We start from the raw sequence: 26,992 nt of genomic DNA on the forward strand, positions 1-26,992 counted from the left end.
TTAAGTTAAGCCGTCATTCCCTGCCGGGGTGATCTTAGTCATCTTCACTAACCGGCATCGCGTGGTATCGGCCGCCTGCGCCGAACCCAGTCGAGGTCACGGCTCAAGTGGGACGAGTACGTTTCTCCGCCGATCCGATATCGCGTCGCCCGGATTGCCGGGCAACGCCGCTTTTCATCCTTCGCCGATAAAAGACCTATGGCACGACCATAGAGGGTCCGGCATGCAACGACTCTTACCGCACTTGGTCAAATCAATGAAAAAACTCGGACCAACTGTCGCCGAGCAAGCCGAAAACGGCTGGGATTTCGCCCAAGGATATCGGCAAACCGATTGTTATTGGCGATTTAGTGTAATATTCCCTTCGATTTCTGCTGAGAAATTAAATATTTCGGTTCCGATCCGGCACTTTTAGATCTTTTTAGGTCTAAGGCGCTTTGCTTTATGCGAGAAAAGACTTTGGCCATTGCACCGCAACAGCTAAATCCGCCGGCAACCTACGCGGAATCCATTGAGGAACACCCGTACGAGCGTTTTGCCGATGAACTCGTCAGGCGCGGGAAGGTGCGCGAGGCGGAGATCCACCGCGCAAAACGCTTGGCGGCGCAAGCCGACGAGCAGAAGCTGCCCGCGCTTCTGGCCAGGCTCGGCATCGTGTCCGAGCGCGATACCGCGGAAATATTGGCCGAGGTCGGGTCATTGCCCCTGGTGTCGCCCGCGGACTATCCCGATACCTCGCCGCTTCCCGATACCGTAGCCATCCGTTTTCTCAAGGAAAATCACGTAGTCGGCATAGCCGCCCAAGATAATGAATTCATCGTTGCGGTGGCGGATCCGTTCGATCGCGATCTATTGGCCGCCCTCGCCCTGGCCTGCGAAAAACCCGTGCGGCCGTATGTGGGACTGCCGTCCGAAATCGACCGAGCGCTCGAACAGCAACTCGGTTCCGGAAAGACCCTGATGGGCCAGATTGTCGAGGACCTCGGCAGCGACGAGGAAATCGACGAGGCCGATGTGGAGCACCTCAAGGACCTGGCCTCCGAAGCGCCGGTAATCCGCATGGTCAATCTGATCATGCAGCGGGCGGTGGAGTCGCGCGCCTCCGATATTCACGTCGAACCGTTCGAACAGCGGCTCAAGGTCCGCTTCCGGGTCGACGGCGTGCTGCGCGAGGTGGAAGCTCCGCCGGTCAGATCCACCGCGGCCGTAATTTCGCGCATCAAGATCATGGCCAAACTCAACATCGCCGAGCGCCGCCTGCCCCAGGACGGACGCATCAAGCTCCAGGTGCAGGGCAAGGAGCTGGATTTGCGCGTCTCCACCGTACCGACCATGTACGGTGAAAGCGTCGTCATTCGTCTCCTGCACAAGGAAAGCATCGTCTTCGATTTTTCGTCCCTCGGCTTCGAGGGAGCCATGCTCGAGCGATTCCTGAACGTGCTGGCGCTTCCCCACGGCATCATCCTGATAACGGGCCCCACCGGCAGCGGCAAAAGCACCACGCTGTACACGGCGCTGCACAAGCTCAATACGCCCGAGCGCAAGATCATCACGGTCGAAGATCCGGTGGAGTATCAGCTGGAGGGCGTCAACCAAATCCAGACCAAGCCCCAGATCGGACTGACTTTCGCCAACGCCCTGCGCTCGATCGTCCGGCAAGACCCGGATGTCATCATGATCGGCGAAATGCGCGATTTGGAAACGGCTCGCATCGCCGTGCAATCGGCGCTTACCGGCCATTTGGTGTTGTCGACGCTGCATACCAACGACGCCGCGGGCGGCGTAACCCGCCTCATGGACATGGGCTTGGAGGACTATCTCATCACCTCCACCGTGAACGGCATCCTGGGTCAACGCCTGGTGCGCCGCCTCTGCCCGAATTGTCGCGAGCCCTATCCCGCCATGGCCGAGATGGTGGAAGAAATGAGGCTGGCGAGGTTCGCCGATGGTCCGGTGGTCCTCCATCACCCCAAAGGCTGCGAGCAGTGCGACGGAACCGGCTATCGCGGACGCCTTGCAATCCAGGAATTCTTGGTCATGAGCGACGGTATCCGCCGTCTGGTGATGAGCCATGCCCAGTCGCGGCAGATCGAGGAACTTGCCCTGCAGGAGGGTATGTACACCATGTACGAAGACGGCTTGCGCAAGGCCGTCATGGGCCTGACCACGATCGAGGAAGTTTTGCGCGTCACTTCGGATAGCTGAGGATTATGGCTCTTTACGTCTACAAGGCCGTGGATCGGGATGGAGAAACGGTGGAAGCGGAGCGCGAAGCCGCCGACGAAGCCACCTTGATCCTGGCCCTGCAAAACGAAGGATTCTTGCCGATTCGGGTAGCGCCGGCGAAATCGCGGCCGTTCGCCTGGTTGAGCCTCAAGCGCAGCAAGAACCGGATTTCCCAGAAACAGATCGCCTTGTTCACGCGCGAACTGCTGACCCTGCTGCACGCCGGGCTGCCGCTCGATCGTGCGCTGACCGTGCTGCTCGAACTGACCGCGAACGAACCGGCCTTGAACGGTCTGATCGCCAAAGTGCTGGATTCGGTCAAGGGCGGCGCGCAGCTGTCCGACGCTCTGGAAGCACAGGGCGGCGTTTTCTCGCGGTTCTATATCAATTTGATCCGTGCCGGCGAAGCGGGCGGCGCGCTGGAACTGGTGTTGGAGCGCTTGTCGGATTATCTGGAACGATCCAAGGAGCTCCGCGATACGGTCACCACCGCGCTGATTTATCCCGCCATCCTGGTCACCATGGCGGTTTTGTCGTTGTTGCTCCTGTTGACCTTCGTGGTTCCGCAGTTCACCGAAATGTTCGAATCCGCCGGCAAGGAACTTCCGGTGCCGACTCAAATCGTAATCGGCGTGGCAGAGGGACTGCAATCCTACTGGTGGGTGCTTCTGATGCTGATCGCGGGCATCGCCAGCTATTTTCGGTATCAGTTCGCGGACCAGGAGCGTCGCCAGGTGTGGGATGCCCGGTTGTTGAACCTGCCTTTGGTAGGAGACCTGATCCGCAAACTGGAAGTCGCCAGTTTCAGCCGCACTTTGGCGACCTTGCTCGCCAACGGTGTCTCCATGCTGGCGGCCCTGACCATCGTCAGGGAGACGCTCGGAAATCGAGTGATCGTCGACGGAGTCGGAGTAGCCGTGGAAAGCCTCAAAAGAGGCGGAAGCCTGTCGGCGCCCCTGATCGAGAGCGGTCTGTTTCCGACCTTGGCCATGCAGATGATCAAGCTGGGCGAGGAATCCGGCCATTTGGCCGAGATGCTGGAACGGGTCGCGGTCACTTACGACAAGGAGATCAAGATTTCCGTACAGCGTATGCTGGCTCTGCTGGAACCCGTGTTAATCGTTGGCCTAGGTCTCATGATCGCCGGAATCATCATCTCGATTTTGATGGCGATCCTGAGCGTCAATGACCTCGCTTTTTAACACGGTTTTTATACCATCCACCCGTTTACCTGATTCCGTTTTACTTATGATTCGTACTCTTATGCAAAAACATCGACATCATCATGGCCGCGCTCAGCGCGGTTTTACCCTGATCGAACTCTTGGTCGTACTGGCCATCATCGGCATGCTGGCCGGCTTGGTCGGGCCTCAGGTCGTCAAGCACCTGGGAGAATCCAAGACCAAAACCGCCAAGCTGCAAATCGAGGAACTCTCTTCCGCGCTCGACATGTACCGGTTGGATGTGGGCCGCTACCCGGCCACCGACGAGGGACTCGCAGCGCTCATCGAGCAACCGAGCAACGCCAAAATCTGGAACGGCCCTTACCTCCGCAAGAAAAGGGTCCCGGTCGATCCCTGGAACAATCCTTATCATTACGCTTCGCCCGGCCAGCACGGAAAATTCGATCTTTTCACCCTGGGGGCCGACAACGCCGAGGGCGGCGAAGGCGAGGACCAGGATATCGTAAGCTGGGAATAGAAAGGCGTGTTCTTCGAATGCCTCGGGCTTGAAAAAAAGACGCTGCAGCAGGCGAGAAATCCATTTGCGCACCGAAAACTCGATAGCCTGAGGTACCCCGTTCGCGCGGTCAAACACAAGGTTCGGCGTCCGCACGCAAGGTTCCGAGCCGAAGCCCGCGGCCCCTCACGGTCGGGCGGATTCACGTTGCTGGAGATGCTGTTGGCGCTGGCTATAGCCGCCGCACTGACGGCGGTGGCGGTACCGAACGTCACGCCGCTTCTGAACCGTGCCCAGCTGACGGCTGCCACGCGGGATATCGCGTCCGGCCTGCGCTATGCACGCGGACAGGCGCTCAGCGGAGCGCGCGAGGCAACATTCGAGCTCGACGTGAACCGCAAAGCCTACCGGGTCAGCGGTCGCCGAAAACATTTTTCACTGCCCGACAGCGTCCGCCTCAGCCTTTACACCGCCGAGAGGGAAGCCGGAGACGAAGGAATCGGCAATATCCGTTTCTTCCCGGACGGCTCCTCGACCGGCGGGCGGGTGACCTTGGAGGCGGCCGGGAAAAAGCGCCTGGTGGACGTGAATTGGCTCACCGGGGAGGTCGTAATCCGTGAAGACTAAACAACGCGGATTCTCCTTGCTCGAAATCCTGGTCGCTTTCGCCATCCTGGCTCTGGCTTTGGGCGTGCTGCTCCGTATTTTCGGCGGCGCCGGACGAATCTCGGGACTCGCCGACAAGTACGCTCGCGCGGTCGTGATCTCCGAATCGCTGCTTGCGGCTGCCGACTTGGAGACCCCTTTGCAGCCGGGCGAAACGAGCGGCGAAATCGACGCGATTTTTCGTTGGACTATGCGCGTAACCCCCTATCAAGGGGAGGAACAGATCCCGTTTGCCGAGAACTTGCCTGTCGCGCCCTATCAGGTGGATCTCAGCATAGAATGGGAGGAAGGCGATGAACCCCGCTTCTTCGAGCTTACGACACTCAGGCTGCTGCCTAACAAAGCAGCAGGAATCAGCAGTTTTTGATGATGACCGCGCATAAGCACCGGACCAGCGCCGGCTTCACTCTGATCGAGGTACTCATCGCCACGACTCTGCTCGGCGTCATGATGCTTTTGTTATTCGGCAGTTTGCGTATCGGGGTAACCAGTTGGGACAGCGGCGAGGACAAAATGGCGCGGGCAAGCCGGCTTTTCCTCGTGGAGAATTTTTTGCGCAACCACATCGGAAGCGCTTTGCCTCTGGTCGAGATGGAAGAGTCCGAAGGCGTCGCCATTTCCTTGAGAGGCGGAGAGGATTGGCTCGAATATGTTTCGACAATGCCGCCGCAGGTCAAGGCCGGCGGTCTATATCGATTCAGATTGTATGTCGCTAGGGACGGGCAACATAACGATCTGAAGGTCGCCATGCGGCCGTACGTCTCGAACCCGAATTCGCGCGAAGCCACCGTAGCGGCCGAGCCGATCGAAGATGTATTGCTGCTGGAAAATCTGGATCAAATCAAATTGTCCTACCTGCCGGAAAATCTCCAGACCGCTCAAACAAGCAATTCGACTTGGCTGCCGGAATGGCAGCAGTCTCAGTTGCCGATGCTGATTCAAGTGCAAATCGAACCGGAGCATGAAGAACCCTGGCCTCCTTTAGTGATCGCGCTGCGAACTCACCGATAATGCCTATGGCGTTTCACGCACGAACGGGACAGCAAGGCGTAGCCCTGATTTTGGTGCTCTGGATACTGGCTTTGATGACCATCATGGCGGGCAGTTTCGCGCTGTCGACCCAGCGGGAAACCTCATTGGTGACCAATTCCCGGGAACGCGCCAAGGCGGTTGCCTTATCCGACGGCGGCATACATTACGCCATGTTCATGCTGAGTTTGCCGAATGCGGCGCAGCGATGGCGCGCGGACGGCACTCCTTATCGACTGGCATTGGGCGGCGTTCCCATCGAAGTACGCATTTACGACGAGGCAGGAAAAATCGATCTCAACGCCGCCCGAGAATCGACACTACGGACTATATTGACCAAAGTGACCCAAGACGAAGATCAGGCGGTAAAATTGGCCGATGCCATTTTCGACTGGCGCGACAGCGATGACCTAAAGCGTCTCAGTGGGGCCGAGTCCGCCGAATACCGCGCCGCCGGGCTGGATCAGATGCCGCAAAACCGTAATTTTCTCGTACTGGAAGAACTCCGCGGCGTTTTGGGAATTACACCGTCGCTATACCAAAAATTGGAGCCCTTTTTCACAGTCTACAATAACGTCGATGGCGTCAACCCGGCAAAGGCCTCGATAACTGTTTTACTGGCCCTGACCGACGGAAACAGCCAGGCGGTGGACAGCTTTCTCGCCGCCCGTGAGAGCGGAACCGGGAATACACCACCTCCTCCGCTTCCCGCCATTCCCGGAATTCGGTTCCACTCGACCGGGGATTCGGTTTACACGATTCTCGCCCGCCCGATATCGCGAAACCATTCCGATCCGCCGGCTATGGCCGTCATCCGACGGGAAGCGAGACGCCCTGGGGGAAGCCCTTTCGTTTTCCTGAGATGGAAACCGCAGACAGTCGGCGTAGCGCTCGACCAATAGCACACATGCAGTACACATGCTGAAACTCGATACGCCGATCAATCTCGATGCCGCAAGATTCTTCCGCTGGTGGAGCGGCGAATTGTCCTTTCTCGTGCCGGCGAAATTGAGAAAACTTCTCGGTGCATCCAGTGAATATCTGATATTGACCAAGGATGACGATGGCGTGAATGCGGTCTACCACAACGATGAAGAAGACCGCCCGCTCGGCTATTTCAGCTTGGACGAGAGCGGCAGCCAAAAACGGGAACGCCTCATAGAAAGCATGCCGACGCTGGCCGAGGCAAAAACAATCCTGCGCTTGACGCCAGGCCAGTGCTTGCGGAAATCGTTAAAGCTTCCGTTGGCGGCCGAAGAAAACCTGAATCAGGTGGCGGCATTTGAAATGGATCGCCTGACGCCATTCAAGAGCGATCAAGTTTATTACTCGGCGCGCCTGCTGGAGCGGTCGCCGACGAATCGGCAGATCAAGGCGGAACTGGTATTGGCGCCCCGCAACAAATTGGATGCCTTGCTGGAAGAATTGGCGGTTTGGGGATGGCGACCGGACGTCGTCGATGCGGCGGGCGACTCCCCGATCGGGGCGTACGATTTATTGCCCGAGCAGTACCGGCCGCCACGCAATCCTTGGCCATACAGAATCAATTTGGCACTTGCCGCTTTGATCGCATCGCTCTTGATCACGCTGGGAGTTCTGCCGATCTGGACCAATCGATCGATCGCACTGGACCTGGAACAGGAAGTGAAAAAGGCCAGCAAGACCGCCAAGGAAGTCGAATCCTTGCGCCAACAAGTAGAGGATTTGGTGCACCAGACGAGATTTCTTCAGCAGAAGAAGCGTACCGAGCCGGCCATGGTGGACATGCTCAAGGAGCTGACCGACGTCATGCCCGATCAAACCTGGCTCAACGGCTTGCAGTACCGGGATCACCGGCTGGTCGTACAAGGACAGTCACCATCCGCTTCGGCCTTGATCGGGCTGATAGAAGCATCGCCGTTCTTTCAAAATACCAGTTTTGTGTCGCCGGTGACAAAAGACATGGCCAGTGGATTGGAACGTTTTCAAATCGCCAGCGAAGTCGTCAACGGGAGGTTTTCTGAAAAACCGGCTGCAACTGAGTAAACCGCAGCTCCTGGCCCTAGGAATCCTAGTCGGTGCCATCGCCCTGCTTTATGTGGTGGCGATTGCCCCGCTGGTCGATCTTGCCCGGGAGTACGGCGAAACCGTCGACGATTTACGGTTTCGTCTGCAACGCTATCAAAAAGTCGCCGCGGAAAAGGACGAGCTGCTCGCCAAGCTGGAACAGATCAAAGCCGCGGGACAGCAGGACGAGCGCTTTATTGCGCGCGATACTGCGGCCTTGGCTTCCGCCGATTTGCAGTCGATGGTCAAAGAGATCGTAAGCCAAGCCGGCGGCGAGCTGACCAGCACCCAGGTGATCCCCGAGCGGAAGGAAGAAAATTTCACGCGAATCGCCGTCAAGATACGTGTCAACGGCAGCACTGACGTATTGCGGGATGTTCTGCACAGCATCGAGACCTCGAAGCCCATGCTGTTCGTGGAGAACATCAATATCCGGCCGATTCGGATGCCGCGCAATCCGGCGACCAAGCAGTCCCAGCCGGTCGATAAGCTGAGCGTGGACTTTGACGTTATCGGTTACATGCAGGGCAATTAAGCCATGACCAAGTGGGCCCGCGACAATTTACTCAGTTTGATTTTGGCCGGCATTGCAAGTGTGCTGCTCATCGGCGTCGCCGTCGAATCGGCGGTGTTGAAAAACAAGCGATCGATCGCGGCGACACCTTCGGAAAAAGCCGCGAGTCAGGAAGCAACCGAGCCGGTCGACGCCGAAGATTTCGAACTGCCCGACATTCAGGAATACGAAACGATCGTCGAGCGCCCGTTATTCATGGAAGGCCGCCGCCCCGGAGCGGAAGGAGGGGAAACAACGGCTACGGCGACACCGGATATGCCTCTGACCGTGAAGCTGATGGGGATCGCTTTCACTCCGACCGACAAGACTGCCCTCCTGGTAGACGCCAAAGGCAAGTACAAACGCTTGAAGAAAAACGGTTCGATCGAAGGTTGGACATTGGTCGAGTTCGCCCCGGATAAAGTAACGCTGCAACGTGACGACGAACAACGAGAGCTGATGCTGCTCAAACCCAAACCCAAGACTGCACCCGCTCAGGCGACACCAGGACAGCCTCAGCAAGTCCCGCAGCAGCCATCACCTCCGAGGCCGGCGACACGTCCGCCTGCGCCTCCGCCTCCTCCGGCGGTTGAAGAAACAGAGGAAGAACCCGAAGTCATAGAGGAAGAGGAAACGGCTGAGGAAGAAGCCGAAGGCGTAGAGTAGTAACAATATCTTCAGCGATTAGGAATACCGAGTCTCATGAGGGCGTGAAAAATCCACTCATGAGGCTTTTTTGATGCAAAGAGGAAAGCTTCCCGTTCCGGTGTCACCAATGGCTGTAGCCATGATCAGATGGCGGTTCTTTCCTGGAGCGCATCCGGTATGCTCTGCTTCAGCTGCCTTCATGGAGGGCGGAGTCGTTGCAAGTGGTCGACGTGCTGCGTCTTATCCGGGGAGAGAAAGAAACCTTTGCTTTCACTTTTCTGCTCGAAAGATGCCGGAATGGCGATTTTTCGAGATTTTACCGAGTAGTCATTCGTGTTGAATCATGGTGATAAATCGTAGAATGCGGTTCGGGTATTCACCGCATCCTGCAAAACAATGCTTTAGATAGACTGACGACCAGACATCAAAAACGAAAAGAGTCCATGCGCAAAACAACAAATCGATTCATAGTTGCACCGCTGGTGGTTGCCTTGGGGTTCTCCGGATGCGAATACATGGGACCTGCTGCGACAAAGCCTGAATTGCCGGCAAATCTCGCCATCGATACCGAAAAGACCGAAGCGGAGATTACGCCTATCCAAACCGAACCCCTGGAGGCGCAGCCCGTCAGGCCTCCCGAGTACTACCCTGCCACCGGCGGTTTGATCGGCCCCGGAGCGCCTGCCGAAAGGCGGCCCGCTAAAGAGGGAAAATACACGCTTAATTTCGACGATGCCGACTTGGGCGAGGTGGCCAAGGTCATACTGGGCGATATGCTGAGAGTCAATTACGTGCTTAGCCCCAAGGTAGCAGGCAAAGTAAGCCTCCAGACAGCGCGTCCCCTTACCGATGCGGAGCTGATCCCCACGCTGGAAATGCTGCTCAAAATGAACGGCGCAGTACTGATTCGCGACCAAAACCTGTACCGCATCGAACCGGACGCCACGGCGACGATCAACGCTCCCGGTGCCCGGCTCGGCGTACCCAGCCAGGCGCTCCCCTCCGGCTATCAGTTGCGGGTCGTACCATTGCGCTACGTGGGCGTGCAGGAAATGCAAAAGGTCATCGAACCGATGATGCCGCCCAAGTCCATCATCCGCGCCGATGAGACCCGAAATATCCTGGTACTCGCCGGCACCGGAGAGGAATTGGAAGGCGTGCTCGATACGATCCGCCTCTTCGACGTGGATTTCATGCGCGGCATGTCGGTCGGCTTTTATCCGCTTCGAAACGTCGAACCTTCGACGATAGCGCAAGAGCTGGACAAAGTGTTGGGCGACACGGCCAAAGGACCTCTGGCCGGTGTAGTCCGCTTATTGCCCATCGAACGGCTCAACGCCATCTTGGCGGTGACTCCCCAACCGCATTATTTGGACGAAGTGGAAACCTGGGTGGAAAGACTCGACCGCTATAGCACCACGCGAGTGGGTGGAATTCACGTTTATCGGGTGCAGAACGTGGATGCCGTGGAATTGGCCGAAACCCTCAGCGGTATTTTCGGCGAGGGAGTTGCGCAGCGGAGAGCGCCCAGACCTTCTATAAGCCCGGGAATGACAGGTACGGAAATCGGTGCGTTCGGCGCCGGTGCGGCGGGCGGCATTGGCGATCAGGACGGATCTTCGTTCGGTACTACCGGGACATCGCAACCTACCCGTGGCTTCGGCTCCACGACCGGAAGCGATACGATCGGCGGCACAACGACGGGCGGTACTCGCCGAACCGGCGGATTGGGAACAGGCACCGGTATCGGCACGGGCACGGGAATAAGCGGGGTCACCGGCAGGCGAGGCGCCAACGGCACCCGACAAGCACGCCGCTCCGCCGTCGCCGAGTTCGGCGAAATGCGCATCGTTGCCGATCCCTCGAACAATGCCCTGATCATCATCGCCAAAGCCCAGGAATACCAGGAGATCGAGGCAGTCATCAAAGCTTTGGACGTGACTCCTTTGCAGGTTCTGATCGATGCGTCTATCGTCGAGGTGACTCTGGATGACGAGTTACGGTACGGACTCAGATGGTTCATCCAGCACGGCTCGGGAGCGGCCGTACTCCGCAATCCACTCGCCGAAGTGCTGCAGGAGGCGGCATTGGCAGGGGGATTTACTTATTCCTTGGTAGCCGCCTCCAGAGATATCCGGGTCATGCTCGATCTCTTGGCGAGAGATCGCAAACTGAACGTCCTGTCCTCGCCTTCGTTGATGGTTCTCAACAATCAAGAAGCAACCATCAAGGTGGGCACCCAGGTACCGATCCTGACCGCCTCATCCGTCCCGACTACTGCCGGCGCCGCGACCAACCCCATCGTCACGAGCCAAATTCAGTATCGCGACACGGGCGTCAACTTGAACATCAGGCCTCGGGTCAACGCGGGCGGACTGGTCACTCTGGACGTCGAGCAGAGTGTGGATGACGTAGGTGAAGCCTCATTCGGAGACACCCGATCGCCCTCGTTCTTCCAAAGGCAGATCAAGAGCAGCATCGCAGTCAGGAGCGAAGACACCATCGCGTTGGGAGGATTGATCAGCGAAAATGCGGAGCAGAATAGAACCGGCATCCCGATACTGTACAAGCTTCCCTGGATTGGCCCCTTATTCGGGTCGACCAGCAAAACGAAGCGGCGCACCGAACTCGTGATACTGCTCACCCCGCGCGTCGTCGAAAACCGGGACAAGATCAGGAACATCACCAACGAGTTTCGCCGCAAACTGACCGGCTTGTACGAGGCCAAGCCTGCACCGGCAGAACCTCCTCGTCCCGCGCGCTGATCGGAGTAATCGGCGGCGGTAAACGCTCCGGCGCGGTTACGCCGCCTTACTCTGCAAAAAGAGCATCCACAAATTTCCGCGCATCGAAATCCTGCAAATCATTGATGCCCTCGCCGATCCCGATGAACCGGATGGGCAGCCCGAACTGCTTGGCCAAGGCGAAAATAACGCCGCCTTTGGCGGTACCGTCGAGCTTGGTGAGCGCGATGCCCGTCAGCCCGACCGCTTCGTTGAACAGCTTGGCTTGGGAAATCGCATTCTGGCCGGTGCTCGCATCGAGCACCAAGAGCACCTCATGCGGCGCGGTCTCGTCCAGCCTGCCCATGATGCGCTTGATCTTGCTGAGTTCCTCCATGAGATTCGATTTCGTGTGGAGACGTCCCGCGGTATCGGCGATGAGCACGTCGACGCCCCGCGCCTGGGCCGCCTGCACCGCGTCGTAGATGACCGAAGCCGAATCGGCCCCGGTATGTTGGGCGATCACCTGGACGTTGTTCCGCTCGCCCCAGGTCTGCAACTGCTCTACCGCCGCAGCACGGAAAGTATCGCCGGCCGCCAGCATGACGCTGTGGCCTTGGTTTTGAAGACGTTTGGCGAGTTTGCCGATGGTCGTGGTCTTGCCCACGCCGTTCACGCCCACGACCAGGATCACGAACGGCCGAGTCTCGGCCGGAATGTTGAGCGGAACGCTGACGGGCCGCAGGACATCGTATAAATATTCGCGGAGGCTGGCCGCCAAGGTGCCGACATCGGCTAGCTGATCCCGCTCCAGACTTTCCGTCAGATGGCGAATAATGTCCTGAGTCGCCGTCACGCCGACGTCGGCCATGAGCAATTGGGACTCGATGTCTTCCAAGACGTCGCGATCGATGGCCTTCTTGCCGAGCGCCAGCGTACCCAGAAATCCGGTCAGACCGCTGCGGGTTTTCCCGAGCTGGCTTTTGAGCCGAACGAACATGCCCTCCGGCGTGGGCCGCGCAGGCACCTTTTCGACGGGAACCGGCGGGACGACCGGCGGCAAGACCTCGGCAGGCGGCGCGACACCGATGCGCTCGACGGCTTCCTCGCGCGCGGGCTCTTCGGCTTCGACTCGGCGCGGCAGGCGGAGATAAAGATAGGCATGGAGCACATTCAGCCAAAGCAGCGCGGCCACGGCATGGTGCGCGACCGCCACGGCGACCGGCAGGCGCAGCAGCACCGCTGCGATCCCCAAGCTGATCTCCGCCAGCAGCAAAAAGCTGAGGAGCACACCGGCCTTGCTCAGGTGGGGCACCTTACGATTCGAGGTAATGCCCATGGCCAACAGGCTGAGGACCAGAAATACTGCGACGGCTCCGATACGGTGCGCCCAATGGATGGCGATGCGGGCGTCCAGCGGCAATCCGCCTCTCTGATACTCGGGACCGGTACCCCGCCAAAGCGTAAAGCCGTCGACGTAATCGGCATCCGGCCACAGCGAACCCATGCACGTGGGGAAATCGGGGCAGGACAGCGCAGCGTAATTGGACGATGTCCATCCGCCCAGAAAAATCTGCGCGAACAACAACAGCAAAGAAAAACCGCTCAAGCGGCGCAGCCAACGGGTGTCCCCGACCGGCAGAATCTGCGGACTCACCGTGCGGTATAACCAATACAACAGGGCAAGCGTCACGAACCCCGCCATCAGATGGGCCGTGACGATCGCTGGCATGACCAGGAATTTCACCGTCCACATGCCGAGTAGCGCTTGTCCGACCACCAGGGCAAGGCTTGCGTAAGTCAATGCGATCGCCTTGCCCCGGTTTTCCCGCACCCGGAATACGAGTCCCGCCAGTATCAAAACCGAAACGCCCAAGGCTCCGGCAAGATAGCGATGAATCATTTCTTTCCAGGCTTTGGCCGCGTCGAACGGCGTCTGCCGCAACGCCTCGGCGATTTGCGGCTCTTCGACGATCATCTTTCCGTAGCAGCCGGGCCAATCCGGACACCCTAGCCCGGCATCCGAAATGCGGACATAGGCTCCCATCGCCATGACAAAGAAGGCGAGAACCAGGGAAAAAAGCGTTAGATTTCTGAACATAGTCCCACTTTGTTATTGTCGTTTCGAGGTTCCAGCACGACGATCCGGAACGATTAAAGGTTCTGCTTTAGAGCATTTTTCACCACCGTAGGTCGGCAATCCCTTGCCGACGAAAACGGTTTGTCAACCCGCGGCGTCGGAAAAGGATTCCCGACCTACCAGGGCGCTAAACCGCATCGGAGAATGTTTCGAAGGCTTGGGCATCCGATTCAGCCGATCTGGGATGCGCGAAGCAAATGCTTTAAATCCTTGAGCATGCCGTAAGGATCGAACCCGGAGTCGTACCATAGCGCGGCATTCCCGAACGGATCGATCAGAATCACCATGTCCTCGGTCAAAGGCTTTCCGACGACGGCGGCCAATTTCTGCGATAACGCCCCGCTCGTCACCGCCACCAGCAAGGTTTCATCGTCATTGAGCACGGGAGCGAGATCGGCGGCGGCGGAATCGTTTCCGAGCAGCAGCAAACGGCGCACCCTCGGAATTTCCTTGTTCAGCATGAGCCGGATCTGCTTGGTCTTATGAATCGTTTCCGCGCAAGGGTCGCCGCACCTATCCGGAATCACGTGGAGCATCACCCAGCGACCTTTGATCTCCGACAATAGCTCGCTTCCACGGACGGGGTGCGCGAGCAATTCGCCGTAATCGATAGGGCTCGGCGGCTGGATCAGGCTGCCGTAGTTGCTGCGCTTGGTGATCAGCTGCGGATTCTTGGCGTAGTACCAAGCCAGCCCGAAAGGAATAATGGATATTAGGGCGATAAAAATGATCAGGGCGCGATTTCGCCACAGAGAGTTCTTTGCGGTAGACATGGGAAGAATGGGTGAAAAATTAGGGAAATTATTGCCTTCGAGGCTGTAATTTGACGCCGTGGCGAACATATAACACCAGGCCGATTAACGCGAACAGAAACCATTGAAGCGCGTATCCCAGGTTCTTTCCGGGATCGAGGTGGGTTTCCTTCCAAGCCCGGATGTAAGCTTCGTCCACCGTTTCATCCGCCAGAACCTGATAGGGAAGGACCGTGTAGCCCAACCGCTCGCCGATGCGTTCAGGATCGACGACCTGGACCACGGCCGGCCAGCCAGCCGCGGGTATTTCAGCGCCTTCGAGCCTTAAACCAACGCCCGGAAAGCGGTCCACCGAGCCGGCGATTTGTACGCTAGCCTGACGAATATCCACATCGGGCAGTTCGGCTCGGCTTGCACCCATGGGTATCCAGCCGCGGTTCACCAAGACCGCCGAGTCCGTTCCGGCAATGCGCAGAGGAGTCAATACGTGATATCCGGGGCTCTGCTGGTGGACCTGGTTATCCAATAGGAATTGATGTTCCACGTCGTACTCCCCGGAAACGATGACTCGCCGGTATCGAACATCCTCCAAGTTCGGTTCTTCGGCACCCAAGGTCAGCGGTTCATCTTGCATCCGCTGCTGATGCAATGCGATCAAGCTTTTTTTTTCGTCGGCTCGATGCAACTGCCAAACGCCTAAGGAAATGAACAGGGGAAGGACCATGATCGCTATCAGCGAAGCAGTCAGCCCCGGTTTGAAGCTATAATCGCGCAATCGCCACCTCCGGGTGAAAACATCCGGTGCCCGCACCACCTCAAACTAAAAGACAATCTAGTTGTGAAAGTTCTCATCATTCTGCTCCTCCTGGTCATCGTCGGAAGCCTAGGCACGGCCCTGGTTTATCTCGTCAAGGACCGCACCCGTTCTCCCCGAACGGTCAAAGCCTTGACGGTGCGCATCGGCTTATCCATCGGCCTGTTCATCTTATTGCTATTGGCTTACCGCTTCGGCCTTCTGCATCCCCACGGCCTTCCTAAAGTCCAGCAGGGAAACCAAGGGCAAACCGAAGGTTTGCGGCAGCCTTAATCGCCGGAGCGGATGCGCAACGCGTGTTCGCCGCGCGCATTCTCGCATCGTCTCAACAACACTATGATACCCGGCGCAGGCATGAATTAGGGATTTCGCAGTCTATGGATTTTGGCTGGCCGTAGACTGTAGGGTGGATTAGCGGAGCGTAACCCACCGATTCGAGGTCGCTCGGTGGGTTACGGCCTCGCGGCCTAACCCACCCTACGCCAGAAACATGAATCGGAACCTTGTTTCTGCCACGTCCCAGAGGGAGAGATGAATGCCTACCGATAGATTACAGGTGATAAGACACCACCCGCTCGACTTCCGCTTTTGATCCCAAAATCACGGGGACGCGCTGATGGATGCCGGCAGGCTCGATGTCCATGATCCGCTGGCGCCCGGTCGAACTGGCCCCTCCCGCCTGCTCGACGATGAAGCTCATCGGATTGGCCTCGTACATCAAGCGCAGCCTGCCCGGCTTGCTGGCGTCGCGGGTGTCGTAGGGATACATGAAGATGCCGCCCCGGGTCAAAATGCGGTAAACCTCCGCGACCATAGACGCCACCCAGCGCATGTTGAAATTCTTCTCCCGGCCACCGTCCTTGCCTTTGAGACATTCCTCGATATAACGCCTGACCGGTTCTTCCCAATAGCGCTGATTGGACATGTTGATGGCAAACTCGGAGGTTTCCTCGGGAATCCGCATCTTGGGATGCGTCAAAACGAATTCCCCCACATCCCGGTCCAAGGTAAAGCCGTTCACGCCGTTGCCGGTCGTCAGCACCATCAGGGTGGTCGGGCCGTAGGTACAGAAACCTGCGGCGACTTGCTTGGTCCCCGGCTGGAGGAAATCCGCCTCGGTTGGGTTGTCCCGGCCTTCGGGCGCCCGAAGGATGGAAAAGATCGTACCGACCGTCAGGTTGATATCGATATTGGATGACCCATCCAGAGGATCGAAGCAAATCAGATATTTGCCCCTCGAATAACTCGGCGGAATCGGGATGATTTCGTCGTTTTCCTCCGACGCCATCGCCGCGAGATGGCCGGTCCACTCCAGCGATCGGATAAAAAGCTCGTTGGAGATCACGTCCAGTTTCTTCTGCGCTTCGCCCTGGATGTTTTCCGAACCCGCGATACCGAGATTGCCGGCCAGACCACCGCGATTCACCTCGTGCGCAATCGCTTTGCAGGCGGTCGCGATATCGCTGAGCAGCATGGTGAACTCGCCCGTGGCGTTCGGATTTTTGCGCTGCTCGTGGATGAGAAATCGCGTCAAATAGTCGCCGTTCATGTTTTCTCCCTCATGACGAAAAAAGCAGGAGTCGACAGCCCCGAACGGCGGCCCGCACGCTATACGGCGCCGACTCGGGCAATCTTCAAGGCGTTGGTACCGCCGCGCACGCCGGTAAGATCACCTTTGGTCAGGATGACCAGGTCTCCCGGCTTGACCAGATCGCGGCTCAGGAATTCGTTGATGATCTCCCGGTTCAGCACCGCATGGTCGGATGTCGTGCTGTAAAAGCTGATGGGATAAACGCCGCGATAGAGAGTCACTTTGCGGCAGGTCTTTTCGTGCTGGGTCAATGCGTAAATCGGGATGCCGGAACTGATGCGCGACATCCACAGCGGCGTCGATCCCGATTCCGTCTGCGCGCCGATCGCCTTAACCGGCAAGTGATTGGCGATATACATGGACGCCATCGCGATGGCTTCGTCGATGTAGTCGAACGTCTCGTCGATACGATGGGTGGACTGCCGAACCCGCGGGTGCAGTTCGGCCTCCTTGCATATCCGGACCATCGCCGCGATCGCCTTGTCCGGATATTTGCCGCTGGCCGTTTCGGCGGAAAGCATGACCGCATCGGTGCCATCGATCACCGCATTGGCCACATCGAACACCTCCGCACGAGTCGGCATCGGGCTGTGGATCATGGATTCCATCATTTGCGTGGCCGTAATGACCGCACGGTCCCGGCTTCGCGCCAGCTTGATCAGATCTTTCTGGACCCACGGCAACTGGGCATCGCCGATTTCCACCCCGAGATCGCCGCGCGCCACCATGATGGCGTCGGATGCATCGACGATGGACTCGATCACGCCCGGCTCCAGGGCCTCGGCGCGCTCGATCTTGGCCACGATCCCCGCCTCTCCCCCGGCGGCGCGCAGCAAGTCCCGCGCTTCACGGATATCCGAGGCGGATCGCGGAAAGGATACGGCGAGGTAATCGGCATCGATTTCGGCGGCCGTGTTGATGTCTTCCCTGTCCTTGTCGGTCAGCGCGGCGGCGGACAAGCCGCCGCCCTGTTTGTTGATGCCCTTGTGGTTGGACAACTCGCCCCCGACGACCACCCGGCAGACGATCCGCGAGCCTTCTATCCTGTCGATGCCCAATTCGATGCGGCCGTCGTCCAGCAACAGAACGTCGCCAGGCTTCACGTCCTTGGGAAGATCGGAATACAGGCACCCGACCTGACGTTCGTCGCCTTGGTCCGGGGGGAGAGCCGTGTCGAGATCGAAGCGCGCGCCTTCCCGAAGATGAACCTTGCCGTCCCCTTGGAAACGCGCGATCCGGATTTTGGGTCCCTGCAAATCGACCAAAATGCCGACATGCCGATTCAGCTTGCGGCTGATCGCCTTCACCGCTTCGGCGCGCTTCTTGTGAGTTTCGGCGTCGCCATGGGAAAAATTGAGCCGGACGACATCAATGCCCGCTCTTATGGCCCGTTCCAAAATGGCCGGATCGTCGGTCGCCGGTCCCAAAGTCGCTACGATCTTGGTTCGTCTCATTTAATTAATCGTTCGTGTCTAGCTAGCTTCCATCAAAGCCACCGTGGCATCCAACATACGGTTGGAGAAGCCCCACTCGTTGTCGTACCAGGCCAGTACTTTGACCATGTTGCCCTGCATGACCTTGGTGAGGGTCGCCTCGTAAATCGAGGAGCGGGCATCGTGATTGAAATCCATGGATACCAAGGGCAGGTCGTTGTAACCGAGAATCCCCTTCAACGAGCCTTCCGAGGCCTTGCGCATGATCTCGTGGACCTCGTCCTTGCTGGTCTTGCGCGACGCGACGAAAGTGAGATCGACCAGCGAAACGTTGATGGTCGGGACTCGAATCGCGAAACCGTCCAGCCGGCCGGCCAATTCGGGCAGTACCAATCCGACCGCCGCCGCGGCGCCGGTCTTGGTGGGAATCATCGATTGCGTGGCGGCCCGGGCGCGACGCAGATCCTTGTGGTAAACGTCAGTCAGCACCTGATCGTTGGTGTAGGAATGGATCGTAGTCATTAGACCGTGCTGAACACCGATCGCCTCGTGCAAAGGCTTGACCAGCGGCGCCAGGCAGTTGGTCGTGCAGGAGGCGTTTGAAATCACCGTATCGGTTGCCTTCAGAGTCTGATGGTTGACGCCGTAAACGACGGTAGCGTCCACGTCTTCTCCCCCCGGTGCCGAGATGATCACTTTCTTCGCCCCCGCTTCGAGATGGACCGATGCCTTGGCCTTGGAGGTGAATATGCCGGTGCACTCGTGGACGACATCGATGCCCAGATCGCGCCAGGGCAACTTGGCCGGATCCCGCTCGGCAAACACGCGTATCCGGTCGCCGTTGACGATCATGTAGTCGCCATCTACCGAAACTTCTCCCGGAAAGCGTCCGTGTACCGTATCGTATTTGGTCAAGTGCGCGTTGGTATTGGCGTCGCCCAGATCGTTAATCGCTACGATTTGAATTTCCCCGGTCCGTCGCGACTCGTACAACGCCCGCAGGATATTTCGCCCAATACGGCCATATCCGTTGATAGCAACTTTTATCGTCATAGTTTTTCTCCAAACTCAAAGGGTAACGGTGCTGATGAGATGGTCTTTTATGATTCTTGAATTGGACTGACCTCGTCCGGACGCGTTCACGCTGGCACTTGGAACGGAGAGTGAGAACTGACTCGACATGCCGGGGCTTTCCACTAAATCCATACCAGAAGTGGGACGCCAGCAGTGCTTACATCCCGGCTTTCTTGACAAGTCTGGCCTTCGAATATAGCAAACTCACACTTTGTATTCCAGATGATTGAAACTGGCCGGGCTAAGCGTTAGCGTAAGCTGGAACCTATTGCGAGGGCGGCGAGATGTACACGAAAGAAATCTTTTATCGTACCCGAGAGCTCAAGCGGGAAAGGCGCAATCTGGCCGCCGTCGTTTACAACCGGTCGAGAACCCTGCTTTATCGAAGCGGCGAAAAGGCTTTGTTCGTCCCTATCCGCAGCATGCAGTATCTGGCCGTGATCGATCCGGAGGAAACCGTCTTTCTGGATGGCGCCGTTTCCCGCAGCAATATCGTGCTCGCCTGGCAGAATTTTCGATCTTCGGAGCGCAGCGCCCTGGACCAGCCGGTCCCTTACGACGCGGTTTATTACACCGAAGACTCACTGAAGATCATGCCGCGCATCCAAAGCGAATTTCCGCGCGCACTACAGCAGATGGACCGGAAAATGCGGAGTGCTTCCACATCGGAAGCCAAGATCGTTCCGTTGAAATAGCTTTCCGACCGCCAAAAAATACCGCTGCCAGCATATCCCCGATGACGAACTCTTACGGAATGTCCGGGCTTCCTCCCGCAGCTCTCAAAGCTCGCATTCGACCGGAGGAACTGCCCTTCGCCACAACCGAGGACCTGGAATCCTTTCGCGGCATGCTGGGACAGAGCCGGGCGCAGACCGCCATCGCCTTCGGCGTCGCCATGCAAAGACCGGGCTACGACATCTACGTGATGGGCGAAGCCGGAACCGGACGGCTTTCGCTGGTGACCCATTACCTCAAAGCGCGAGCCAAGGAGCGGCCGTCTTCGAGCGACTGGGCCTATATCAACAATTTCGACGACCCGCGCAAGCCTTTCGCCCTGCAACTTCCGCCGGGCCAGGGAAAATCCTTGCTCGCCGATATCGAAATGCTGGTCGACAATCTGCTCGCAACCTTTCCGGCTGCCTTCGAGAATCCGGCTTATCAAAGGCGCAAAACGGCCATAGATCGGGAGGTCAAGCAACGTTACAACCAAGCGGTCGACAAAGTCGAACGGCGCGCGAAAGACCTTAAGATCGCCCTTTTCCGCGACGGCGACACCGTAGTGTTCAGTCCCTTGGTTAACGGCAAGCCCGCCGACGAAGACGACTTCGCCGCCTTGCCGGATACCGAAAAGTCCAGCTTTCACAGCCACGTCCGGGATTTGGAGGACTATCTCAACGAACTCCTCTCGGAAATGCCGCAATGGAAGCGCGAAAGCATCAACCGGCAGCGACAGCTCGATGCCTCCACCATCGACGAAGCCATAGAGCCCCTATTGGCCGGCCTGCATCAAAAGTATGCCGACCTGCCGGCGATACTCCAGTATCTGGCCGACATACGCCGCAACCTGCCTCGCGTGGTCGCGGAACACTTGGCCGAAGACCGAGGCCATGAGGCGCATGAAGAATCAACACGACGAGCCGTTCTGATCACCCAATACGCCCCGCGGCTGCTGGTCAGCCACGGCCCCGATATCGGGGCGCCCGTGATCTACGAGGCAAATCCCAATCACCCCAACCTGTTCGGACGCCTCGAATACATCAGCGAGCAAGGCACCCTGACCACGCATTACCGCCTGATTTATCCGGGCGCGATGCACCAGGCCAACGGAGGCTATTTGATCATCGAGGCCGAAAAGTTGCTCGCCGAGCCCCACGTCTGGCCGACCTTGAAGCGAACGCTCAAGACCCGGCAAATCAAGATCGAGCTTCCCGCCGAAGAGCAACCCTCCGTCGCTCCGACACTCGATCCGGACGTGATCCCGCTGTCCGTCAAGCTCGTTCTGGTCGGCTCTCGCGAACTTTACTACCTGCTCCAGTCCATGGACCCGGAGTTCAACGAACTGTTCCGGGTTCTCGCGGAGTTCGACGACGATATCCCGCTGACGTCCGCATCGGTTCTGGATTTTGCGCGGCTCATCAAAACCCATGCCGAAGCCGACGGGTTCAAGCCCATAACGGCCGATGCCGTCGCCCGGCTGATCGAGTTCAGCGCACGGGAGGCGGAACACCAGGAGCGCTTTTCCGCGCGCGTGCACGATGTGTTCGAACTGGTCGCCGAGGCGGAGCAATTCCGTGGGCAGGAAGGCGCAGAGACAATCGCCGAACGGCATATCCAAAAAGCCTTGGCCGCCAAGGAAGAACGGCTCGGACGCATCAGCCGGATTCTGCTGGAAGACATGATGAACGACACCATTCTGATCAACACCGACGGCGACTCGGTCGGCAGGATCAACGGCCTGACCATACTGGAAATCGGGGACGTGCGGTTCGGCATGCCGGCGCGCATCACCGCCACCATTTATCCCGGCAGCCGCGGCGTAGTGGACATCGAACGCGAAGCCGAACTGGGGCAGGCCATACATTCCAAAGGCATCATGATTCTTTCCGGGTATCTGGGCCACAAATATGCCACGGAATTCCCCCTGGCCATCTCCGCCAACATCGCCCTGGAACAATCCTATGGCTATGTCGACGGCGACAGCGCGGCCCTCGCCGAAGTTTGCGCCTTGATTTCCGCTCTCACCGGGATACCGCTCGCACAGGCCTTCGCCGTCACCGGCTCCATCAACCAATACGGCGAGGTACAAACGGTAGGCGGCATCAACGAAAAAATCGAGGGCTTCTTTCGCCTGTGTGAAGCGCGGGGGCTTACCGGCAGACAAGGCGTCGTCATCCCGAAAGTCAACATCCGCAACTTGATGCTGAAGGATGACGTCGTCGACGCCGTCCGCCGCCGCGAGTTCGCGGTTCATGCGGTGAACTCGGTGGATCAGGCCCTGGAACTGCTGACCGGGCAAAAGGCCGAGGACATCAATCGACTCGCCGTGGCCAAGCTGCGGCAGATGGCCAGGCACGCGGAGCGGAAATTCTAAAGAGTTTCAAGTCGAGAGCCGACGACGGCTGCCGCCCCTTCGACACGACTCAGTGTAGCGGGCACATTCGTCGGCAAAGGATTGCCGACCTACGCTAAGTCTGATGTGGACCGGGATAAGCCGCTAGTGCATTTTTCACCGCGGTTTAGTGATGCGGATCGGGAGAGTCGTAGGTCGGCAATCCTTTGCCGACAAAGACATCGAAAGGGGTTCCAGACCAACTCAATTTTGGAACAACGGTCGGCCTTATCCGGACCTGCATCGCTTCGTGTAGCGCCTTACCCCTTGGTCAAAGCCAAATATTTTTCGTATAGGGAATCGCGGTCTTCCGAGTAATCCGGATCCTTTTGAATGCAGTCCACGGGGCACACTTCCATGCATTGCGGCTTATCGAAATGCCCGACGCACTCGGTACAGAGCGCCGGATTGATTTCATAAATTTCTTCGCCCTGCGAAATGGCGCCGTTCGGGCACTCCGGCTCGCACACATCGCAGTTGATACATTCGTCGGTAATAATCAGAGCCATAACAATCTCACTAAAAACGTGTTCCAAAAGCGTCGCGAGCGGTCCGAAGGCAGGCCCCGTTCGGGGCGGCTCCCACTGATGGGAGCCGCAACACAAGGCCCGGAGTGTGCATTGAGTACATGACGAGTGCTCGCCGCTTCCTGCCGGCTCGGGCTACGCCTTGTGCTCCGCACGTCCCAATCCGCTCCCGGCGGATTTGGTCCCACACCTTCGCAACGCCGCTCTCGAACCGCGTAGTAGCTTTTAAGGCGCGTCTGGGAAACTAGCGTACTTTGCGACTAACGCTTCCCGCACCAGTTCCGGCACGAAACTCGACACGTCCCCGCCTAGCTTCGCGATTTCGCGAATCACCGAAGACGAAATGAACGCGTACTTTTCGCTGGGCGTCAAAAACATCGTCTCCAATTCCGCGCAAAGATGGCGGTTCATGCCGGCCAATTGAAATTCGAACTCGAAGTCCGACACTGCACGTAATCCGCGCAGAATCACGGTGGCGCCACACTTTTTCGCGCAGTTCACCAGCAGGGTATCGAAGCCCAGAACTTCGACGTTTCCCACCGCCTGCAACGAAGCTCGCGCCAATTCCACTCGCTCGTCCAGGTTGAACAACGGCGTCTTGTTCTTATTCTCCGCCACGGCGACGACCACTCGATCGAAGATGCGGGCGGCGCGCGTCACCAGGTCGACATGGCCATTGGTGATGGGATCGAATGTTCCGGGATAGATCGCGGTAATGATCATGGGAAGTGACCGGAAGAGATGCGTTCGCACAAATGGTAGCCGACTTCTCCCGCCCTGCCGTCGCGCAAAGTCCGCCAGTTTTCCGGAAGACTCTCGAGCCGAAAACTGCTCTCGGTTTCCACATAGATTTTAGCGTGGGATGAGAGCCAACCGTTCCCTTCCAGCGCCCGGCAGCACGGAATGACCAAGCCCTGGTGGAAAGGCGGGTCGAGAAAAACCACATCGAACGGCTGCCCCGCACCCTCTAAGAAACGCCCGACTTCCGCTTGGACGATTTCCACCGCCTCGGCGTTCAATAGCGCACGATTCCGTTCGAGAGCTCCGCACACTAACGCATCCCGTTCCACTTGCACGACCTTGGCGGCGCCGCGCGAAGCGGCTTCGAATCCCAGCGCGCCGCTACCCGCGTATAGATCGAGACAGCGAGCGCCTTCGATGTCGTTCCGCAACCAATTGAACAGCGTTTCCCGGACCCGGTCCGGCGTCGGCCGGAGTCCGGGAGCATCGGGAAACTTGAGCTTGCGGCTGCGGAAACGGCCGGCGATGATGCGGAGCTCATTCTTCACTTCGCCCCGCCGCCGACCAGCACGGTCCGCATCTTGCCCGGATCGATCCGGGACCGGAAAGCGCGCTTGATATCCTCACGGGTCACCGCCTCCACCTTCTCGGTAAACGTGGCGAGGTAATCAAGAGGACGGTTGTAAAACGCGACGTTGGCCACCTGCAGGGTGAGTTTCTGATTGCTGTCCAGGCGCAAAACGAAACCGCCGATGATATTTTTCTTGGCGGCTTCCAGTTCCTTATCGGTCGGTCCGTTCGCGGCGAAATCCTTGATGGTGTCGAGAGCGACGCGCAAGGCTTCCTCGGCCTTATCGTTGCGGGTCTGGAGCCCCATCTGGAAAGGCCCGAGTTCCCGAAGCGGCATGAAATAGCTGTAGGCGCTGTAGGAAAGCCCTCGTTTTTCGCGGACTTCCGTGCTAACGCGGGAAACCAGGCCGCTGCCGCCCAGAATGTGGTTACCCACGTAAAGCGGAAAATAGTCGGGATCGGTCGCTGTCATCCCTAGAACTCCGGCACGCACATGAGTCTGCTCCGACGGGAACTGCTGTTTGATGATTTCGGCCGACTGCAGCGGCGCGGGCGCAGGCAACGCTGGCGGAGCCGAGCCTTTTTCGAGGCCCGACAGCAGTTTTTCGGCGACAGCTTCAGCCTCGGCCCGTTTCACATCGCCCACGATCACGACGATGGCATTGCTCGCCACATAGTGGCGTTTATGGAAATCGACCAGATCCTCGCGGGTCAATGGCGCCACTGTTTCGGCAAAACCCTCCTGCGGATGGGCATAAGGATGGTTACCGTACAGTACTTGGAAAAACGCGATCTCGACGAGTTCGTCCGGTTCCTCGCCGCGCTGCTTGATCGCGAGCAGCGTCCGGTTTTTCTCCCGGTCGAAGTCTTTCTGCTCGAAACGGGGGTGAGCCAAGACTTCCCGGGCCGTATCCAAGGCGACACCGAGCTTCTCGGGATGGGTCAGGCTGCGCAGCGACAAATAGGCCGAATCGCGCGAAACACCGGTTCCCATTGATGCTCCGACGCTCTCGAGCCGCTGGGCGATGGCATCGGCATCCCATTCTCCCGCGCCGGTGTCGAGCATGCCGGACGTGAGAGCGGCAAGGCCGAATTTTTCACCGTCGCGGGCACTGCCCGCGTCGAACACGACCTGAACGTCGAGCAGCGGCAAACCTTCGGTCGGCACGAAATAGATCCGGCCGCCCTGCGGCGAGACCCAATGCTGGATTTCCGGCACGGCGTAAACCGGCGCGCTGATCAACAAGAACAGAAACACGATCCATCGGGACATGCGCTTAACGAACATGATCACCTCCCATCGGTGCGGCTTCTTCCGGCGCCTTCGCGCCTTCGGGCATGGGCAACGGCTCCAGATAGGCCACGCTCAGCCGATCGTCGATCAGGTATTTCCGGGCAACCTTTTGAACCTGCTCGGCCGTCACGGCGTTGACCTTGTCCACATACTCCTGGACGGTTTTCCAACCGAGCCCGACGGTTTCGGTCATGCCAAGCTGCATCGCCTGATAAAACATGGAATCCCTCTGATAAATATGATGGGCCAGAACCTGCGCCTTGACCCGCGCCAGTTCCGCGGCGGAAACCGGTTCGTCCTGAAGGCGACGGATTTCCTCGCCCAATGCTTTCTCCAGTGCCTGCAAGGTCTTGCCTTGGGCGGGCGTCCCCTCCAGGGTAAACAGATTGGACAAGCGCGAATAAAGGTTATAGCCGGCTCCGGCGGATGCCGCCACCTGCTGCCCGCGCACCAAGCGGCTGGACAGCCGCGCGCTGTTGCCGCCATCCAGAATCCCGGCGGCGACTTCGAGCGCGTAAGCCTCCCAATCCTCTTCGCCTATCGTTCGCAAGGCGGGGGTCTTGTAGCCCATCACGAGATACGGCAGCTTGGCCGGCAGACGAACCGTCATACGCCGCGCCCCGAGTTGCTCGACTTCGCCTCGCGGCTTGATTTCCGGCAGTTTGCTGGGTTTCAACGGACCGAAGTATTTCTTGGCGAGTGCGTAAACCTCCTGCGGATTCACGTCGCCGACGATGACGAGGATGGCGTTGTTCGGCGCGTACCAAAGTCCGTACCAATGATTGAGATCGCCCACCGTCAATCTGCTGACGTCGTCCGGCCAGCCGATGACCGGATTCTTGTAAGGGCTGTTGGTGTAGGCAACCGCCTGAAAATGCTCCTCCATTTTGGCGCGCGGCTGATCGTCGGTGCGCAGCCGCCGCTCCTCCAGGACGACTTGTTGTTCCTTCTTGAATTCCTTGTCGGACAGGAGCAGATTCCGCATGCGGTCCGCTTCCAGTTCGAAGCTCACGGGCAGCCTGGTTTTTTCCAGGGTCTGAAAATAGGCCGTGTAATCTTGCCCGGTGAAGGCGTTTTCTCGACCTCCGTTTGCTGCGATAATACGGGAGAATTCGCCCGGCGGGTGTTTCTCGGTACCCTTGAACATCATATGCTCGAGCATGTGCGAGATGCCGGTGATACCGCCGTATTCATAGCTTGCGCCCACTTTGTACCAAACCTGCGTAACGACTGCCGGCGCACGGTGGTCTTCCTGGACCAAAAGCTTCAACCCGTTATCCAGCCGGAACTCGTGAACCGCAGGCTCAGCAGCGTGAAGCGACAACGGTAATACCAGCAAGGCCAGACGGAGTCCGCGAAACTGCATTTGACGCTCT

25 protein-coding genes are annotated in these 26,992 nt (G+C 58.4%); 14 read left to right on the top strand and 11 right to left on the bottom strand.

From position 1 onward, the window contains the following. Nucleotides 1-444: 444 nt before the first annotated feature. The 11 genes from gspE (at nucleotide 445) to gspD (ending at nucleotide 11,613) form a co-directional block, all read left to right on the top strand. Complete coding sequence (gspE, locus tag B2A78_RS23560) at nucleotides 445-2,205, top strand: type II secretion system ATPase GspE (protein WP_077732496.1); 1,761 nt, start codon at nucleotides 445-447, stop codon at nucleotides 2,203-2,205. A gap of 5 nt (nucleotides 2,206-2,210) precedes the next feature. Continuing rightward, complete coding sequence (locus B2A78_RS23565; protein ID WP_077732497.1) at nucleotides 2,211-3,428, top strand: type II secretion system F family protein; 1,218 nt, start codon at nucleotides 2,211-2,213, stop codon at nucleotides 3,426-3,428. 61 nt (nucleotides 3,429-3,489) lie between these two features. After that, nucleotides 3,490-3,927, top strand: coding sequence for a type II secretion system major pseudopilin GspG (gspG, locus tag B2A78_RS23570; protein WP_077732498.1), 438 nt, complete (start codon nucleotides 3,490-3,492; stop codon nucleotides 3,925-3,927). 6 nt (nucleotides 3,928-3,933) lie between these two features. Continuing rightward, nucleotides 3,934-4,533, top strand: coding sequence for a GspH/FimT family protein (locus B2A78_RS23575; protein WP_276205421.1), 600 nt, complete (start codon nucleotides 3,934-3,936; stop codon nucleotides 4,531-4,533). Continuing rightward, nucleotides 4,523-4,939 (top strand): type II secretion system protein, encoded by a 417-nt coding sequence (locus tag B2A78_RS23580; RefSeq protein WP_077732499.1) that lies wholly within the window; start codon nucleotides 4,523-4,525, stop codon nucleotides 4,937-4,939. Before B2A78_RS23575 ends, B2A78_RS23580 begins: the two co-directional genes overlap by 11 nt. After that, entirely contained in the window at nucleotides 4,939-5,583 is a 645-nt protein-coding gene (locus tag B2A78_RS23585; protein ID WP_077732500.1) for a prepilin-type N-terminal cleavage/methylation domain-containing protein, read from the top strand. Before B2A78_RS23580 ends, B2A78_RS23585 begins: the two co-directional genes overlap by 1 nt. A gap of 5 nt (nucleotides 5,584-5,588) precedes the next feature. Further along, nucleotides 5,589-6,503: a type II secretion system protein GspK gene (locus tag B2A78_RS23590; protein WP_166642577.1), complete on the top strand. Its 915-nt coding sequence runs from the start codon at nucleotides 5,589-5,591 to the stop codon at nucleotides 6,501-6,503. A gap of 16 nt (nucleotides 6,504-6,519) precedes the next feature. After that, complete coding sequence (locus tag B2A78_RS23595) at nucleotides 6,520-7,626, top strand: PilN domain-containing protein (RefSeq protein WP_077732502.1); 1,107 nt, start codon at nucleotides 6,520-6,522, stop codon at nucleotides 7,624-7,626. Further along, complete coding sequence (gene gspM, locus B2A78_RS23600; protein ID WP_077732532.1) at nucleotides 7,550-8,182, top strand: type II secretion system protein GspM; 633 nt, start codon at nucleotides 7,550-7,552, stop codon at nucleotides 8,180-8,182. Before B2A78_RS23595 ends, gspM begins: the two co-directional genes overlap by 77 nt. A gap of 3 nt (nucleotides 8,183-8,185) precedes the next feature. Next, complete coding sequence (locus tag B2A78_RS23605; protein WP_077732503.1) at nucleotides 8,186-8,866, top strand: hypothetical protein; 681 nt, start codon at nucleotides 8,186-8,188, stop codon at nucleotides 8,864-8,866. A 425-nt stretch (nucleotides 8,867-9,291) separates the two neighbouring features. Continuing rightward, nucleotides 9,292-11,613, top strand: a complete 2,322-nt coding sequence (gspD, locus tag B2A78_RS23610) for a type II secretion system secretin GspD (protein ID WP_077732504.1) — start codon at nucleotides 9,292-9,294, stop codon at nucleotides 11,611-11,613. Nucleotides 11,614-11,659: 46 nt separating this feature from the next. Here the strand turns inward: gspD and ftsY are convergent, their stop codons facing one another. From ftsY to B2A78_RS23625, 3 genes are all read right to left on the bottom strand, one after another. Beyond that, complete coding sequence (gene ftsY / locus B2A78_RS23615) at nucleotides 11,660-13,672, bottom strand: signal recognition particle-docking protein FtsY (RefSeq protein ID WP_077732505.1); 2,013 nt, start codon at nucleotides 13,670-13,672, stop codon at nucleotides 11,660-11,662. Nucleotides 13,673-13,881: 209 nt separating this feature from the next. Beyond that, nucleotides 13,882-14,484: a hypothetical protein gene (locus B2A78_RS23620; RefSeq protein WP_077732506.1), complete on the bottom strand. Its 603-nt coding sequence runs from the start codon at nucleotides 14,482-14,484 to the stop codon at nucleotides 13,882-13,884. A gap of 28 nt (nucleotides 14,485-14,512) precedes the next feature. Further along, nucleotides 14,513-15,238 (bottom strand): SURF1 family protein, encoded by a 726-nt coding sequence (locus B2A78_RS23625; RefSeq protein ID WP_240502651.1) that lies wholly within the window; start codon nucleotides 15,236-15,238, stop codon nucleotides 14,513-14,515. 63 nt (nucleotides 15,239-15,301) lie between these two features. Here B2A78_RS23625 and B2A78_RS23630 point away from each other — a divergent pair, with 63 nt between their 5' ends. After that, nucleotides 15,302-15,550 (top strand): twin transmembrane helix small protein, encoded by a 249-nt coding sequence (locus tag B2A78_RS23630; protein WP_077732507.1) that lies wholly within the window; start codon nucleotides 15,302-15,304, stop codon nucleotides 15,548-15,550. 277 nt (nucleotides 15,551-15,827) lie between these two features. Here the strand turns inward: B2A78_RS23630 and B2A78_RS23635 are convergent, their stop codons facing one another. The 3 genes from B2A78_RS23635 to gap are packed head-to-tail and all read right to left on the bottom strand — an operon-like array spanning nucleotide 15,828 to nucleotide 19,354. Continuing rightward, nucleotides 15,828-16,826 (bottom strand): class 1 fructose-bisphosphatase, encoded by a 999-nt coding sequence (locus tag B2A78_RS23635; RefSeq protein WP_077732508.1) that lies wholly within the window; start codon nucleotides 16,824-16,826, stop codon nucleotides 15,828-15,830. 59 nt (nucleotides 16,827-16,885) lie between these two features. Beyond that, nucleotides 16,886-18,322, bottom strand: coding sequence for a pyruvate kinase (gene pyk / locus B2A78_RS23640; RefSeq protein WP_077732509.1), 1,437 nt, complete (start codon nucleotides 18,320-18,322; stop codon nucleotides 16,886-16,888). 18 nt (nucleotides 18,323-18,340) lie between these two features. Continuing rightward, nucleotides 18,341-19,354: a type I glyceraldehyde-3-phosphate dehydrogenase gene (gene gap, locus B2A78_RS23645; protein ID WP_077732510.1), complete on the bottom strand. Its 1,014-nt coding sequence runs from the start codon at nucleotides 19,352-19,354 to the stop codon at nucleotides 18,341-18,343. Nucleotides 19,355-19,659: 305 nt separating this feature from the next. On the opposite strand from gap, the gene B2A78_RS23650 reads away from it, so the two are divergent. Further along, nucleotides 19,660-20,070 (top strand): hypothetical protein, encoded by a 411-nt coding sequence (locus tag B2A78_RS23650; RefSeq protein WP_077732511.1) that lies wholly within the window; start codon nucleotides 19,660-19,662, stop codon nucleotides 20,068-20,070. Between the two features lie 41 nt (nucleotides 20,071-20,111). Beyond that, nucleotides 20,112-22,466, top strand: coding sequence for an ATP-binding protein (locus B2A78_RS23655; protein WP_240502652.1), 2,355 nt, complete (start codon nucleotides 20,112-20,114; stop codon nucleotides 22,464-22,466). Nucleotides 22,467-22,744: 278 nt separating this feature from the next. Here the strand turns inward: B2A78_RS23655 and B2A78_RS23660 are convergent, their stop codons facing one another. From B2A78_RS23660 to B2A78_RS23680, 5 genes are all read right to left on the bottom strand, one after another. After that, nucleotides 22,745-22,993, bottom strand: a complete 249-nt coding sequence (locus B2A78_RS23660; protein ID WP_077732513.1) for a YfhL family 4Fe-4S dicluster ferredoxin — start codon at nucleotides 22,991-22,993, stop codon at nucleotides 22,745-22,747. Between the two features lie 243 nt (nucleotides 22,994-23,236). Then, the gene (coaD, locus tag B2A78_RS23665; protein ID WP_077732514.1) at nucleotides 23,237-23,734 is read right to left on the bottom strand and encodes a pantetheine-phosphate adenylyltransferase; all 498 of its coding nucleotides are present in this window, start codon (nucleotides 23,732-23,734) and stop codon (nucleotides 23,237-23,239) included. Further along, a complete protein-coding gene (gene rsmD / locus B2A78_RS23670) occupies nucleotides 23,731-24,300 on the bottom strand; it encodes a 16S rRNA (guanine(966)-N(2))-methyltransferase RsmD (protein ID WP_077732515.1) in 570 nt (189 codons plus the stop codon). Before rsmD ends, coaD begins: the two co-directional genes overlap by 4 nt. Next, nucleotides 24,297-25,610, bottom strand: coding sequence for a pitrilysin family protein (locus B2A78_RS23675; RefSeq protein ID WP_077732516.1), 1,314 nt, complete (start codon nucleotides 25,608-25,610; stop codon nucleotides 24,297-24,299). Before B2A78_RS23675 ends, rsmD begins: the two co-directional genes overlap by 4 nt. Continuing rightward, entirely contained in the window at nucleotides 25,600-26,982 is a 1,383-nt protein-coding gene (locus B2A78_RS23680) for a pitrilysin family protein (RefSeq protein WP_077732517.1), read from the bottom strand. Before B2A78_RS23680 ends, B2A78_RS23675 begins: the two co-directional genes overlap by 11 nt. Between the last annotated feature and the right edge of the window lie 10 nt (nucleotides 26,983-26,992).

The sequence above is a fragment of the Methylocaldum sp. 14B genome (genome assembly GCF_002005105.1).
Classification (GTDB): Bacteria; Pseudomonadota; Gammaproteobacteria; order Methylococcales; family Methylococcaceae; genus Methylocaldum.